Annotated in this window: 11 protein-coding genes; 7 read left to right on the top strand and 4 right to left on the bottom strand. The window is 57.9% G+C overall.

Annotation, left to right across the window (positions count from 1 at the left end; translation table 11 throughout):
- Positions 1–47 precede the first annotated feature (47 nt).
- Positions 48–1,211: a methyl-accepting chemotaxis protein gene (locus F3J29_RS18050; protein ID WP_166868155.1), complete on the bottom strand. Its 1,164-nt coding sequence runs from the start codon at positions 1,209–1,211 to the stop codon at positions 48–50.
- A 272-nt stretch (positions 1,212–1,483) separates the two neighbouring features.
- Between F3J29_RS18050 and F3J29_RS18045 the strand changes: the two genes are divergently transcribed.
- Genes F3J29_RS18045 through fabF form a run of 4 tightly spaced genes read left to right on the top strand, consistent with a single transcriptional unit; the run spans position 1,484 to position 5,930 of the window.
- The gene (locus tag F3J29_RS18045; protein WP_166868153.1) at positions 1,484–2,026 is read left to right on the top strand and encodes a winged helix-turn-helix transcriptional regulator; all 543 of its coding nucleotides are present in this window, start codon (positions 1,484–1,486) and stop codon (positions 2,024–2,026) included.
- On the top strand, positions 2,026–3,069 hold the full coding sequence (locus F3J29_RS18040) for an HlyD family secretion protein (RefSeq protein WP_286175442.1): 1,044 nt from the start codon (positions 2,026–2,028) through the stop codon (positions 3,067–3,069). The genes F3J29_RS18045 and F3J29_RS18040 overlap by 1 nt, the downstream gene beginning before the upstream one ends.
- Entirely contained in the window at positions 3,066–4,628 is a 1,563-nt protein-coding gene (locus tag F3J29_RS18035; RefSeq protein WP_166868151.1) for a DHA2 family efflux MFS transporter permease subunit, read from the top strand. Before F3J29_RS18040 ends, F3J29_RS18035 begins: the two co-directional genes overlap by 4 nt.
- An 18-nt stretch (positions 4,629–4,646) precedes the next feature.
- The gene (gene fabF / locus F3J29_RS18030) at positions 4,647–5,930 is read left to right on the top strand and encodes a beta-ketoacyl-ACP synthase II (protein ID WP_166868365.1); all 1,284 of its coding nucleotides are present in this window, start codon (positions 4,647–4,649) and stop codon (positions 5,928–5,930) included.
- 227 nt (positions 5,931–6,157) lie between these two features.
- Here fabF and F3J29_RS18025 read toward each other — a convergent pair whose 3' ends face one another.
- On the bottom strand, positions 6,158–7,054 hold the full coding sequence (locus F3J29_RS18025) for a LysR substrate-binding domain-containing protein (RefSeq protein ID WP_166868150.1): 897 nt from the start codon (positions 7,052–7,054) through the stop codon (positions 6,158–6,160).
- Between the two features lie 130 nt (positions 7,055–7,184).
- On the opposite strand from F3J29_RS18025, the gene F3J29_RS18020 reads away from it, so the two are divergent.
- A complete protein-coding gene (locus tag F3J29_RS18020; RefSeq protein WP_166868148.1) occupies positions 7,185–8,528 on the top strand; it encodes an MFS transporter in 1,344 nt (447 codons plus the stop codon).
- A gap of 120 nt (positions 8,529–8,648) precedes the next feature.
- Complete coding sequence (locus tag F3J29_RS18015) at positions 8,649–9,917, top strand: chloride channel protein (RefSeq protein WP_166868146.1); 1,269 nt, start codon at positions 8,649–8,651, stop codon at positions 9,915–9,917.
- 5 nt (positions 9,918–9,922) lie between these two features.
- Here the strand turns inward: F3J29_RS18015 and F3J29_RS18010 are convergent, their stop codons facing one another.
- Positions 9,923–10,864: an AraC family transcriptional regulator gene (locus tag F3J29_RS18010; protein WP_166868144.1), complete on the bottom strand. Its 942-nt coding sequence runs from the start codon at positions 10,862–10,864 to the stop codon at positions 9,923–9,925.
- Positions 10,865–11,025: 161 nt separating this feature from the next.
- On the opposite strand from F3J29_RS18010, the gene F3J29_RS18005 reads away from it, so the two are divergent.
- Positions 11,026–11,862 carry an oxidoreductase gene (locus F3J29_RS18005; RefSeq protein ID WP_166868142.1) on the top strand — a complete coding sequence of 279 codons (837 nt, stop codon included), beginning with the start codon at positions 11,026–11,028 and terminating at the stop codon, positions 11,860–11,862.
- Between the two features lie 64 nt (positions 11,863–11,926).
- Here the strand turns inward: F3J29_RS18005 and F3J29_RS18000 are convergent, their stop codons facing one another.
- Entirely contained in the window at positions 11,927–13,453 is a 1,527-nt protein-coding gene (locus F3J29_RS18000) for a peptide MFS transporter (RefSeq protein WP_166868140.1), read from the bottom strand.
- Positions 13,454–13,575: the final 122 nt, after the last annotated feature.

Raw genomic sequence — 13,575 nt, 5'->3', positions numbered from 1 at the left:
CATATTCATGCGAAGGAGCCTTTTATTGTTTGTTCTGAAATTAAATATTAAAACGCCTGCCAGTGTTCCTCTTCTTTTTTTAACGTCCTGCGCGGTGCCCGCTGAGGCGATAATATTACGCTTGCCTCATCGTTTTCCCCCAGGTGCAGGCTGCTGGTCCTTTTTTCCAGTTCGAACACTTGTTTATTCAACACTTCTGAAGATCCGGCCAGCTCTTCCACCACCGCCACGTTCCCCTGGGTGACTTTTTCCAGCTCGGAGAGCGCCGTGGTAATTTGCTGAATACCTTTTTCCTGTTCGTTGGTGGAGATAAAAATATGTCCCATCAGCGTGTCGATATTTTCTGAACCGGAAACAATATCCTTCATATTTTTTTCCGCTTCGGAGACCAGGCTTGCGCCCTGCAGCACATTTTGGTTGGTGATATCAATTAACGACTTAATGTTCTTGGCCGACTCCGAGCTTTTATGCGCCAGGTTCCTGACTTCACCGGCCACCACCGCGAAGCCTTTGCCGTGTTCCCCGGCACGAGCGGCTTCCACCGCGGCGTTCAGCGCCAGGATATTGGTCTGGAAGGCAATGCTGTCGATGATGGTAATGATCTCCGTCATTTTGTTGGCGCAGTCGGTGATTGAGGTCATGTTGCTGGTCAGCTTCTGCATCAGGTCGCTGCCGTGGTTGGCCGAACGGTGTGCGCCGCTGGTGATGTCACTCAGCTCGCGGGTACTGTCAGCATTGTTTTTGGTCCCGGCGGAAATCTGTTCCATGCTGGATGCCGTTTGAATCAGCATCGCCGACTGCTGTTCGGTTTTCACCGACAGCGTGGCGCTTTGGTGCGCCAGGCTTTCCGAGAGCGCTTTGGCCGACTGGGACGACCTGCGAATATCCATTACCAGGGTAGTAATCTCAGCGGAAAGCGTATTGATGCCCGGAATTAATCGTCCGGCGCAATTATTACCAAACTCAGGAATATGGACCGATAAATTTCCTGCGTTAATTTCGTCAATGCTTCGCTTAACGTTATTAATGGGCCGTACAAGATATATCGTCATATACGTCCACAGGGAGAATATTAAGACAACCCAGGCAATATTAAGCATGGCTAAAACAAGCACGCTGGCTGATAAAGCGAATGCTAAGAAATCTATAACTAAAAAGGATATTGCCAAAAAATAGACAATAACGCTTCGAACGCTGGCATTCTTAAGCATAGGTAATCCTGTGCGAGACTTGGGCGGGTATATTATTTATTACCTGGATTTATGGAAAAGCCATCCCATAAAATAAATCAGATTTTAATTTCGACAAAAGTCCACTAAAAAGATTTTAAATCCGCACTTTTCGTTTAAGAACGACGCCTTTCTGAATATATCCGTGACGTTACGACCGGGTCACTTTTGCAAGCGCTGAACTTAGTGACTTGCATTTTGAAAGTCACTGTGCCAATTTGTCGCCAAACGCTAACCCGTAACCGGATCGATCCATGAAAAACGAACCTTTGTGCAGCGCTTCTTGCCCCATTGCCCGCAGCCTCGGCCGTATCGGCGACAGCTGGAGCATCATGATCCTGCGGGATGCCCTGGCCGGTTTTACCCGCTTCGATGAATTTCAGAAGAGCAGCAACGTGGCGCCCAATATTCTTTCACGCCGACTGAAAGAGCTGGTTGATGACGGTTTGCTGGAGAAGGTGTGCTACAGCAGCTCGCCAACGCGCTACGAATATCATCTCACCCAAAGCGGGCGTGATTTCCGCATGGTGATTCTGGCACTGGCGGAATGGGGCAACCGCCACTTCGCGCCCGAAGGGCGTCAGATGCAGCTGGTTGAGCGCGAAACCCAGCGCCCGGTAGAGCCCATTCTTACCGATAAAGAAACCGGCGAGCCGATTGTGTCGGGAAAATACGCCATGGTGCCGGGCCCGGCAGCTTCTCCGATGATGAAATACCGCCACGACTATCTGCAGCGTAAACACGCCGGCGATGCCGGGCTTAAATTCCAGCCAGAACCCTACAGAGAACCCCAGTGATGAACGCCGCCCATAAGAAAAAATTGATTACCCTCACCGTACTCGGTGTCGCGGTACTGGCGGCCGCTGGCTATGGCGCCTGGTGGTGGCATAGCGGACGTTTTATTCAGTCTACCGACGACGCGTACATAGGTGGCGATATCAGCGCTATTTCAACCAAAGTCTCCGGCTATATTCAGCAGATTGCGGTGCAGGACAACATGACGGTGAAAAAAGGCGACCTGCTGATCCGCATTGATGACCGGGACTACCAGGCCGCGCTGGCCAAAGCTCTCGGCGAAGTTGCCGCCCAGCAGGCTGCACTGGCGGATATCGCCGCCACACGCCAGCTCCAGCAGGCGACGATTGAAGGTTCTGCCGCTTCCTTAGCGGCAGCGGCGGCGGCAACGGACAAAACGGCCAACGACAACCGCCGCTATAACGCTCTGGAAGCCTCGAGCGCCATTTCAGCCCAGATACGCGATAACGCCTCGGCGGATTATCGCCGGGCGCGAGCGGAACAAAGTAAAGCCCTGGCCGACAAAGCCGTGGCTCAGCGCCAGCTCGCGGTGCTTGATGCCCGTGAAAAACAAACCCAGGCCGCGCTGGAGCAGGCGCAGGCTAACCTGGCGATGGCGAAGCTGAATCTCAGCTATACCGAAATTCGCGCCCCGTTCGACGGCGCGATCGGCAACCGCCGCGCGTGGACCGGCTCCTTCGTGACCAGCGGCACGCAGCTACTCTCGCTGGTGCCTTCCCAGGGGCTTTGGGTCGATGCCAACTTCAAGGAAAACCAGCTGGCGCACATGCGAGCCGGTTTACCGGTGACCGTGGTGGCCGACGTGCTGCCTAACCATACCTTTAAAGGCCACGTTGCCAGCGTCTCTCCAGCGACCGGCTCCCGGTTCAGCATTCTTCCGGCGGAAAACGCCACGGGGAACTTCACCAAAATCGTTCAGCGAGTTCCGGTGCGGATTGCCCTGGAAGGTGACGGCGCAAAACTGGATGTGCTTCGTCCGGGGCTGTCGGTGATCGTTACCGTCGATCAAAAGAGCACGCGATGAGCACCGCCCAGGCCGCACCGATGCCGCAGGGCATCTCTATGCCAATGGCAAAAAAGATCTTCGCTTTTGCCAGCATGTGCGTGGGGATGTTTATTGCGCTGATTGATATCCAAATCGTCTCCGCGTCCCTGCGGGACATCGGCGGCGGCCTTTCGGCGGGGGATGATGAAACCGTCTGGGTGCAGACCAGCTACCTGATCGCCGAGATCATTATTATTCCGCTCTCCGGCTGGCTGGCGCGGGTGATGTCTACCCGCTGGCTGTTTGCCGCCTCGGCGGCAGGCTTCACCCTGATGAGCCTGCTGTGCGGCTGGGCGTGGAATATTCAAAGCATGATTGCCTTCCGTGCCCTGCAAGGGCTGGCGGGCGGCTCAATGATCCCGCTGGTGTTTACTACCGCCTTCGCTTTCTTCCAGGGCAAACAGCGCGTTATTGCCGCCGCGACCATCGGCGGCCTGGCCTCACTGGCCCCGACGCTTGGCCCCACCGTCGGCGGCTGGATCACCGAGAATTTCAACTGGCACTGGCTGTTCTTTATTAACGTCATCCCTGGGATTTATATCGCCGTCGCCGTGCCGCTGTTGGTGAAGGTAGATAGCCCGGATTTCTCGCTGCTTCGCGGCGCGGACTATTTCAGTATTTTGCTGCTGGCGGCCTCGCTCGGCTGCCTGGAATATACCCTGGAAGAAGGCCCCCGCTGGGGCTGGTTTGACGATAACACCATCGCCACCACCGGCTGGATAGCGCTGCTGTGCGGCATCGCCTTTATTGTTCGCACGCTGCGCCACGCCCAGCCGGTGATGGATCTGCGGGCGCTGAAAGACAGAACCTTTAGCCTCGGCTGCTATTTCTCGTTTATGGCCGGGGTGGGCATTTTCGCCACGATCTATTTAACGCCGCTGTATCTCGGCAGCGTACGCGGCTTTAGCGCGCTGGAAATCGGCCTGGCGGTGTTTTCCACCGGCCTGTTCCAGGTGATGTCGATTCCGTTTTATTCCTGGCTGGCGAACCGCGTGGATCTCCGCTGGCTGCTGATGGCCGGGCTGGTCGGCTTTGCCATTTCCATGTACAGCTTCGTGCCGATTACCCACGACTGGGGCGCGGACCAGCTGCTGCTGCCGCAGGCGTTTCGCGGCCTGGCGCAGCAGTTCGCCGTCGCGCCTACGGTGACGTTAACGCTGGGCAGCCTGCCGCCCGCGCGGCTTAAGCTTGCCTCCGGCCTGTTCAACTTAATGCGTAACCTCGGCGGGGCTATCGGCATTGCGCTGTGCGGCACGGTGCTGAATGACAGAACCAACCTGCACTACAGCCGCCTGGCCGACCATCTCAATACCGCTAATCTCGCGATGACGGATTTTGTCCAGCGCAGCGCCGCCAGCCTGGCCGCGCAGGGCTTGTCCCCGGATGCCGCCGCCAGCGGGGCGCTAAAAAATGTGTCCTCTCTGGCGCTGCGCGAGGCACGAACTCAGGCATTTTCGGATGCTTTTTACCTGATCATGATAGGTTTTTTGATTGCTGCGATGCTGGTTCCGTTAATGAAGAAGCCGCAGCCACACTGATATTTCAGGAGAATAATGATGGGCGTTTCAGTTAAACGCATTGTGGTTACGGGTATGGGCATCGTCAGCCCGCTGGGCTGTGGCGTGCAGCATGTCTGGCAGTCGCTACTGGCGGGAAAATCCGGCATTTCGGCGCTGGATGAAAACGTCGTGGAGGATATTCCCTGTAAAGTGGCAGGCCAGGTGCCGTCTGTTGAACAGGATCCTCAGCATGGCTTTGATCCGTTGGCCGTGATCCCCGCCAAAGAGCGTAAAAAGATGGATCGGTTCATCGAGTTTGCACTGGTTGCCGCCCATGAAGCGCTCGCCCAGGCGGGCTGGTCTCCAGCTTCGCAGGAAGAGAAAGATCGTACCGCCACGGTGATTGCCACCGGGATCGGCGGCTTTAGCGAAATAGCCAATGCCGTGCGCACCACGGACGAACGCGGCCCGCGCCGCCTGTCGCCGTTTACTATTCCCTCTTTCCTCGCCAATCTCGCCGCCGGGCATGTGTCCATCGCCCATGGCTTTCGCGGGCCGATTGGTGCCCCGGTCACCGCCTGCGCCGCCGGAGCCCAGGCCATTGGCGATGCCGCCCGCCTGATCCGCAGCGGCGAGGCCGATATTGCTATTTGCGGTGGTGCAGAGGCAGCCATTCACCGCGTCAGCCTGGCCGGCTTTGCCGCCGCGCGCGCGCTATCTAGCGCCTCCAGCGACAATCCCGAAGTAGCGTCACGCCCGTTCGACCGTGATCGGGACGGTTTTGTGATGGGTGAAGGCGCCGGGCTTATCGTGATTGAATCCCTGGAGCACGCGCTGGCGCGCGGCGCAACGCCGCTGGCTGAGCTGGTCGGCTACGGCACCAGCGCGGATGCTTATCATCTGACCGCCGGGCCGGAAGACGGCAACGGCGCAAGGCGAGCAATGGAGGCGGCCCTTCGCCAGGCCGGTGTCACCACCACGGAAATTGATCATATCAACGCGCACGCAACGTCGACTCAGGTAGGCGACAAAGGCGAGCTGGCGGCAATTAAAGGGCTTTTCGGCACGCATCCGGTGGCGGTGACTTCGACCAAATCAGCCACCGGCCACCTGTTGGGGGCCGCAGGCGGCATCGAGGCTATCTTTACTATTCAGGCACTGCGCGATCGGGTTGTGCCGCCGACGCTGAATCTGCATCATCCCGATGAAGAGGCGGCCGGGCTGAATCTGGTGGCGCTTACCGCCAGGCCACAGGCGCTGCGCTACGCGTTGTCGAACGGGTTTGGTTTTGGCGGCGTGAATGCCAGCCTGCTGTTGAAACGGTGGGAATCCGGGGAATAACAGGACCCTCACCCCGACCCTCTCCCTGGAAGGGAGAGGGGGAAAAACTGACGGAAAATCTCTGCTCGATCCAGCCCACTCATCCCTCCTGTACGTTCCGGGGAGAGGGGGAAAACTAAACTCGATCCAATCCCCTCGGCCCTCCTGTACGTTCCTGAGAGAGCGGAGAAACTATACTCGATCCAGTCCCCTCTCCTCTTTGGGAAGAGGGTTAGGGTGAGGGACAATCATCCCCCGTCTGCCTCAAACGCCCGCTGCAGCCACGCCCTGACCTGCCGCACATCTTCTCTCCGGGCCTTTTCATGGCTGCTCACAAAGTAATAGTTCGCCCCAGGCAACGCGCCCGGCAGCGCAATATGCAGCAGACCCTGCTGTAACGCCCGGCGAATCAACAGCTCGCTTGCCAGCAAGATCCCCTGCCCGGCTATCGCGGCCTGAATCGCATGGGTTTCGTCGTCAAAATGAATACCGCTCTGCACATCCAAATCTTCAGGCCCAAAGACGGATTTCCAGTGCTGCCAGCTGGGTTCAGGGCTGGGAACATGCCGGTTATCTATATGAAAAAGCGTCATCCCCGCGAGATCCTTCACGCTTTGAAGCTTTAGCTGCGGGCTTGCCACCAGCACAAAGCTGTCGCAGTGCAGCAGCGTGCTGTCGAGAGCTTCATCGGCCTGCATGCTGTAACGCACGGCACAGTCCGCCATTTTGCCGCGGAGATCGGCCAGGGCTACGCCGCTGTGAAAACGCAGCTCCAGCGAGGGATACTGCCGATGTAAAGACGGTAAACGCGGCACCAGCCAGTTAGTCAGGAAGTTCGAGGTAGTACTGAGCGTGAGCGTGCCGGGGTGAGATATCGTTTCTATGGACTCAACGGCCTCGCGCAGCGTGGTGAAAATATTCCCGGAGGCACGGAACAGGATCTCCCCCGCCGCAGTCAGCGCTACGCTGCGAGCGGAACGGATGAATAGCCGCTGCTCCAGTGAATCCTCCAGCAGGCGAATTTGGTGGCTGATGGCGGTAGGCGTCACGCCAATTTCTTCTGCGGCCGCTTTAAAGCTGGCGCGGCGTGCCACGGCATCAAAGGCCCGAATGGCCGCGAGTGGCGGGAGTCGTCGATTTTTCATGAATGAATTTAACTCATCCTTTGCTGAATAATATGATTTTGATTGCACCATAAATAAAGGCGTAGCCTGTTATTCACGCTCATCAAATGATGAAAATGATTCATCACAGAGAAAATAGCAGGAAACGTCGATGACACAAACTTATGCGATACCCGCCGCCGGGTCCTGGCGCGCTTTATCCGCGCCCGGCATTGCACAGGCGCTGATTGCGCTGGACTACGCGATTGTCTACGTCGCGCTCCCCACGCTGGCGCAGAGCCTGAATCTTTCTCTCAGCGAGATGCAGTGGGTGGTTTCCCTGTATGGCCTGACGTTTGCCGCCCTCTTGCTGGCGGGCGGCAGCCTCTGCGACCGGCTAGGGGCACGCCGGATGTTCAGCCTCGGCATGGCGCTGTTTTTGCTTTCATCGGTAGCTGGTGGGCTGGCGCAGAGCGGCACGCTGCTGCTCATTGCCCGCTGCGGACAAGGGATGGCGGCGGCGTTGTTGCAACCTGCGGTACTGGCGCTGATGGCGCAGCGGTTTCACGGCGAGGCGCACCGGCGGGCGCTGGCGATATGGAGCGCCATCGGCGCGCTGGGCCTGGTTGCGGGCGTGATGTTGGGCGGCGTCCTGGCCGCGCTGGACTGGCGAACCATTTTCTTTATTAACATTCCGCCGGGGCTGCTTGCCCTGTGGCTGGTTCGCCGGGATTATCTCTCGCTCAGCCCGCAGGGAGAAAAACGGCGGGCGGGCATCGGGTCACTGGTCGGCTGTTTCGCTGCCGGGACGCTGGTCTGGGCGCTGATGCGCTATGGTGAAACCGGGCAGCCTGACTACGTTGCCAACCGCTTCGCCGTTGCCATGGGGATTTTGTTTCTTCTGCATGAACGCTTCGCCCCGCAGCCTTTACTGACCCGCTCGCTTCGCGCTCTGCCGGGCCTGCAAACGGGCTGGCTCAGCAGCGCCTGCTATATGGCAAGCGTGGGCAGCCAGTTTTATGCCATGACTCTGCTCTGGCAGCAGACGCTGCAGCAGGATGCCGTTACCACCGGGTTGATGTTCGCGCCGCTCGCGCTATTAATCGTCGCGGGCAATACGTTATTTACCCGCCTGACGACCCGTTACGGCAGCGCCGCAGTTTTGGCCGCCGGATTTGCCTGTTCGGCGCTGGGGCTATGGCTGCTCTCCGTTGGGTTAGCGTCCCCGCTGTCTGCAGTATTTATCAGTGGTATCGCGTTAAGCGGGCTTGGCCACGGGCTCATCTTCCCGGCGATGTTCGCCGTGGGGCTGTCATCCACCCCGCTTAATCAACAGGGACGCGCCAGCGCCCTGATGGCCACCAGCCAGTATATGGCCGGGGCAATGATGCTGGCGGTGCTGTCTGTCGTGCTCGGGCAGGCTCCCGATATAGCACAGTGGGCAACGGCCTTCCGGCTGCTGGGCGCTGCCGCTGTGGCCGGTATGCTGATTGCGGCATGTCAGAAAACGGGCTAAATCAGGGGAATCAGCGCGGGGAAAGGTGAGAGGGATTCGGGCCGGTTGAATGCTACATTTATACTAACTGTTTAATTCTTCTCCCTTATCATCGAGTTTTCCCGCGTTAAGGATCCCGATATGACCCAGCAAGCTGAACAGGCTGACGCTAAACACTACCTTGTGCGCCTGATTGCGGTCGTACTTACCGGCATTCTTGCCGGCATCGCGGGGATGCTTCTCGCGCTGATTTTACACGCCATTCAGCACCTGGCTTTTGGCTACAGCATTGACCAGTTAGTTGGCAGCGAGACATTCCTTGAGGGCGTGACGGACGCTACGCATCTGCGCCGGATAGCGGCGATTCTTGGCGGCGGGGCCGTCGCCGGGTTTGGCTGGTGGCTGCTCGCACGCTACGGCAAGAAAAGAGTGTCTATCGCTGCCGCCGTGGCAAATCCCGCCGTGCCGATGCCGACAGGCACCACCACGATTCATGCTTTGCTGCAAATCATCACCGTTGCGCTGGGTTCCCCGCTCGGGCGTGAAGTTGCCCCCCGGGAAATGGGCGCGCTGGCGGCCGGGCTTCTCGCCAGGAAATTCAGCCTGCAGCCCGATGAAACCCGGACGCTGATTGCCTGCGGCGCGGGTGCGGGCCTGGCGGCGGTGTATAACGTGCCTCTCGCCGGGGCGCTGTTCACGCTGGAAGTATTACTGATCTCGTTTAGCTGGGAGAAAGCGCTGGCGGCGGTCATTACTTCGGCAGTGGCGGCCTGGGTGGCTACGCTTGGGCTGGGAGATGAGTCGCAGTATCACTTCGCTTCTTTTGCGCTTCCCCACGCGTTTATCGGCTGGGCCATTGTTGCCAGCCCGCTGCTGGGCTATGCAGCCTGGCTGTTCCGCAAGGCGACAACACGCGTGAGAACGCAGGTAAAAACTAACTGGCAGATGCCGGTATTTTGCCTGCTGGCCTTCGCGCTGCTGGCCGCGCTTAGCCTGTGGTTCCCGCAGCTGCCGGGCAACGGCAAAGGCCCGATGCAGCTCGCCATCAGCAACGACCTGAACGTTAACTTCGCTGCGATTCTGCTGGCGCTGAAAATGCTGGTGATCCTCGCCGTCCTGCGAGGCGGCGCTGAGGGTGGGCTACTAACGCCGGGCTTAACGGTGGGCGCTTTGCTAAGCCTGCTGCTGGCGGTGGTCTGGCAGTTTATCTTCCCTGGCGGGGACGTGGGCAGCTTTGCGCTGGTCGGTGGCGCGGCGTTTTTAGCCGCTTCGATGCAGATGCCAATCACCGCCGTGGCGCTGGTGATGGAGTTTACCCATATGGATCACGGCTATTTTGCTCCCGCGCTGCTCTGCGCCGCCGGCGCTTACATCACCTGCCGGATTCTGGATAAGAAATACCGGTACTAACTTCTTCAGTGGGAAGAGATAAATGCCGACTCTGCGAGCGGGGCCGGCATGGAAAAATGCTGCCGCATACGCGCCACCTCGTTAAGCGGCGTGAGTCCAAAAAGACGCTTAAATTCGCGGCTGAACTGCGACACACTTTCGTAGCCCACGCGGGCGCTGGCCGCCGAAGCGGTCAGATCGTTTCGCAGCATCAACAATCTCGCCTGATGCAGCCTTGTGGATTTGAGATATTGCATGGGGGAAGTGTTGGTCACCGCTTTGAAATGGCTGTGGAATGTGGGCACGCTCATGCCCGCTTCTTTTGCCAGAGCGTCAACGTCCAGATGCGCATCAAATTCAGCATGAAGCTTGCGCAGCGCCTTCGCCACTTTGCCAAACTGTCCCTGCATCGTCAGCGCGCTGCGTAACGTCTGCCCCTGCGCGCCCGTCAGTACCCGGTAATAAATCTCCCGCATCATAGCCGGCCCCAACAGATCGGCATCCAGCGGCGTCGACATCACCTGGAGGAAACGCAGTACGGAGGCGCTCATCGCTTCGTCCATCGGGCTGGACATCATGCTGCGTGGCTCGCAGGCCAGCTCAGTGCCTCGCCCATCGAGCGCCAGCATCACCTCCGCAGCCAGCGTGAAGTCTAACCTCATGTAGATAGCCAGCATGGGTTCTTCGGCGCTGGCTTCCGTTTCCATGGTGAACGGTACGGGCACGGAAACCATCAGGTAGTGCTGGGCATCATATAAATAGACATCCTCACCTAAAAAACCCCGCTTACGCCCCTGAACCACAATCACAATGCCGGGCTCATAAAGAACCGGGGTTCGCATCAGCGGGCGATTAGAGCGTAAGAAACGGACTTCGTTCAGCGCGGTGAGATTGTAGCCTTCATGCGGGGTTAACCGATCCAGAAGCTCAACCATTTGGTTACTGGCCTGAAGGCTGGCGTTTGTCATAGCGATTCATCTGGCTAAGGGAAATGTTGGCAGAGTCTGGCAGTGAAACCTCACCTCGTCCAGACGCCTCATAGAAATAGGCAAACATCAGAGAGGATCCAGGCTACTCACTCAGTCCTTCCGGCCCTACGATTTACCTCCCATTAACGGAGGACATCATAATGAACAAGTCGAAGTTATTTTTAATTACCGGCGTCAGCAGCGGCTTTGGCCGTTCGCTGGCAGAAGAAGCCCTGAAAGCCGGACACCGCGTGGTTGGAACCGTGCGTAATCACCAGGCGAAGGAAGCCTTTGAGGCGCTGGCGCCCGGCAAGTGTTTTGCCCGAATTCTGGACGTCACCGACTTTGATGCCGCAGCCCCGCTGGCGGCGTCGGTGGAACAGGAGATTGGCGCTATTGATGTACTGGTCAACAACGCAGGCTACGGGCACGAGGGGGTGATGGAAGAATCCCCGATGAGCGAACTGATTCACCAGTTCAACGTCAACGTATTTGGCGCCGTCGCGATGATAAAAGCCTTTTTGCCTGGGTTCCGCACTCGTCGTACGGGCCATATTATCAATATCACTTCGATGGGCGGCTTCATTACCCTGCCCGGTATCAGCTACTACTGCGGCAGCAAATTTGCCCTGCAGGGCATCTCCGAAACGCTGAGCAAAGAGCTCCAGCCTTTTAATATCGCGGTGACCGCCGTGCAGCCCGGTTCCTTCAGAACCGACTGGGCAGGGCGATCTATGGTGCGAACCCCTCGCAGCATCAGCGATTATGACCAGAGCTTCGGCCCGATTCGCGACGCGCGCCAGAAACGCAGCGGGCAGCAGCCGGGCGATCCTATCAAAGCCGCCAAAGCAATTTTGGCGCTTATCGACAGCCCTCATCCACCGGCAACCCTGCTCCTGGGCAGCGACGCGGTTACCTTCGTCAAAGAGAAGCTTGAGCGAATGGAATCAGATATTGAGGCGTGGGAAACGGTAAGTCGTTCGACTGATGTGCAGTAGCGGCCCACAAAATAAAAAAGCCCGGTACCCCATAAAGGCTACCGGGCCGGGTGCTTAAAAACCGTTATTTGGCTTCGTTGGCGTCCGCGTTTCTCAGCATGTTTCTGACCGGAATAATCAGCGCGGCCAGCACAACGGCGCAGATAACCAGGGCGATAGAGACGTGAGAGAACAGCTCCGGCATCGAGCTAAGCTGATCTTTTTTGATGTGCCCGCCCATAATACCCGCCGCCAGGTTACCCAGCGCGCTGGCGCAGAACCACAGCCCCATCACCTGGCCGCGCATTTTCTGCGGTGCCAGCAGGGTCATGGTCGCGAGGCCGATTGGGCTCAGACACAGCTCACCGAGGGTCAGCAGCAGAATGCTCCCCACCAGCCAGAACGGGGACACGCCGCTCTGCGTCGCTAGCACCTGGTTTGCCGCCGCCATCATCACCGCGAAACCTGCCGCCGCAAACAGAATGCCGATAACGAATTTCGTCATGCTGCTCGGGTTCAAATTACGCCTAGCCAGCGACGGCCAGAACCAGCTGAACACCGGGGCTAACAGGATAATAAACAGCGCGTTGATCGACTGGAACCAGATCGTCGGGATTTCAAAGCTGCCCATCTGGCGGTCAGTATAGTCACGCGCAAAGATGTTGAAAGAGGTCGGCTTCTGCTCAAAGGCAGACCAGAAGAACGCCGCCGCAATCAGCAGGATCAGGCAGGCCAGCAGACGCGAACGCTCGCTGCTGGTTAAGCCCGCGAAGAAGAACATAAACAGGAAGTAGAGGCCCACGCAGGTAGAAATGATGTAGGCGGAGCTTTTCGCAATTACCGTCGGATTGAACGGAATCGTTCCGTTGGCGATCAACACTACCAGCCCGGCAAGCAGCGCCATGGCAAGGGTCACCCATTTACCAACGTTTTTACGCTCGGTCGTCGGACGGTTCCAGGTGGAATCCAGGCCAACTTCTTTGTCGTAGCGGCGCATTTGCGGAATGGCGTAGAAGCGGAAGATGAACAGCGCAATCAGCATCCCTAAGCCACCCAGGCCAAAGCCCATATGCCAGCCGTATTTCTCATGCAGCGGGCCGATGATCAGCGGGGCAATAAACGAGCCCATATTGATGCCCATGTAAAACAGCGAGAAGCCCCCGTCGCGGCGGGTATCTTCTTTTTTGTACAGCGTCCCGACCATCACGGTAATACAGGTTTTAAACAGCCCGGTTCCCAGGACGATCAGCAGCAGGCCGACAAAGAAGAAGGTGTTGCCCACGAATGCCGACAGGGCAATCGAGAGGTGACCGAGCGCAATAATCAGCGAGCCATACCATACGGCGCGGCGCTGCCCGAGCCAGTTATCGGCCAGCCAGCCGCCCGGTAAAGACGTGATATACACACCGCCGGCGAAAATCCCGACAATGGCGGATGCCTGCTCAATCGGCAGCCCCATCCCGCCCTGAAGCAGCGCGGCGCTCATAAACAGAATGAGCAGCGGGCGAACCCCGTAGAAAGAAAAACGTTCCCACATTTCGGTGAGGAAGAGCGAACTTAACGGGTACGGATGCCCGAAAAATGTTTTTGTTTTCGTCGCAGAGTGACTCATCTGTGAACTCCCATAGGTTATCTCTTTTTGATGCGGTGTTGATAAAACGCCGTTCCCGGCGTTCAGTTGCAGATTTTTAATCATAGGCTGGTCGTTAGCCAGCGGCGGCTACTTTAGCGTAG

The organism is Enterobacter sp. Cy-643 (assembly GCF_011752815.1).
Taxonomy (GTDB): domain Bacteria; phylum Pseudomonadota; class Gammaproteobacteria; order Enterobacterales; family Enterobacteriaceae; genus Cedecea.
Note: the sequence above shows the minus strand (reverse complement) of the source record. Positions and strands in the feature narration are given on the sequence as shown.